Origin of the sequence: Marinobacter sp. ST-43, from assembly GCF_030541085.1 — a bacterium.
Classification (GTDB): Bacteria; Pseudomonadota; Gammaproteobacteria; order Pseudomonadales; family Oleiphilaceae; genus Marinobacter; species Marinobacter nauticus.
In genome coordinates, this window is the sequence record NZ_JASSVO010000054.1 from 1 (window position 1) to 1411 (window position 1411).

General features: G+C 57.8%; 1 protein-coding gene. It reads left to right on the forward strand.

Going from position 1 to position 1411, the window contains the following annotated elements:
- The coding region (locus tag QPL98_RS19390; protein ID WP_303293870.1) for an IS1380-like element ISMaq3 family transposase at positions 1 to 1245 on the forward strand (1245 nt) is incomplete at its 5' end.
- Between the last annotated feature and the right edge of the window lie 166 nt (positions 1246 to 1411).

Genomic DNA, 1411 nt, shown 5'->3' on the forward strand with positions numbered 1-1411 from the left:
TTCTCCGGAGGCCATATCACCTCGGATGCCGGTGTGTTGTTACTGCGCGAAGTCGATAAACAACACCGGCTAACCCAGCGACTGGCCGAGACGCTGACCGACCAGCGGGATGCCCGCATGATTCGTCATGGGCTCAACACCATGATCCGGCAGCGCGTCTACGGCGTGGCCAGCGGCTACGAAGATCTGAATGATCATGAAGCGCTTCGCTTTGATCAGGCACTACAAACCGCCACGGGGAATGCCTCGACTCTGGCCGGCAAGTCCACGCTTTGTCGAATGGAGCAGGCGATGGATCGGCAAACCATTGTCAAAGCGCATGAGTTGCTCTGGCACCACTTTATCGAGCAGCATGAGAAGCCGCCCAAGGAAATCGTGCTGGATTTTGACGGCACCGATATTCCGGTGCACGGCGACCAGCCGGGTAAGTTCTTTAACCGGTATTACGACCATCACTGCTACTTCCCGCTTTACGTCTTCTGCGGTAGGCACTTGCTGGTGAGCTATCTGCGCACCAGCAATCGAGGTGATGCCCGGCACAGCTGGGCCATTCTGGCGCTGCTGGTGCGATTTATTCGCGAGTATTGGCCACAGACCCGGATCGTGTTCCGGGGCGACTCCCACTTCAGCAAGCCCCGACTGCTGGCCTGGTGCGATCGCAACCAGGTGGATTACATCGTAGGCATGGCCCGCAACCAGCGGCTGGAGGCGCTTGCCGCCCCAGCCATGGACAAAGTCCGGACCTACTACGAGGCTCATGGCCATAAGCTCGCCAGCACCTTCCGCTTCCGCTACAAAGCCCGAAGCTGGCATAAGCCACGCTGGGTGGTTGCGCGCCTGGAATATGGCCCTCAAGGCCCGAACCCCCGGTTCGTTATCAGCTCCCGCTACGATGACGGATTCAAGCTCTACTACGAACAGTATTGCGCACGGGGTGATATGGAGAACCGGATCAAGGATCAACAACTGGATCTGTTTGCCGGTCGCACCTCCAGCACACACTGGTGGACCAACCAGTGGCGGCTGATCTTATCCGGCTTCGCCTACACCCTGTTCGAGCGTTTGCGGGTGCATCTGAAAAACACGCCCTTCGAACGTATGAGTGCCGGCACCTTGCGCTTGAAGCTGATCAAGGTTGGCGCAGTCATCATCCGCAACACCCGCCGAATACGGGTGTTGATGAGTGATAGCTATCCACACAAGAACGATCTCTCAGCACTGGTTCAGCGCTTGGTGCCCCAGTAGATAATCGGGCTCCCCCGGCCCGATACCAATGGGGGAAAGGGGGAGTTGTGCCTGAATGCCGGAAACTGGCTAAATAATCGCCAACTTCGACCATGACCACTCGGATCTGGCACTACCAGGCTTGGTCTGCGAAGGTTGTTGGAGCACTATGAGAAATCCGGGCTAG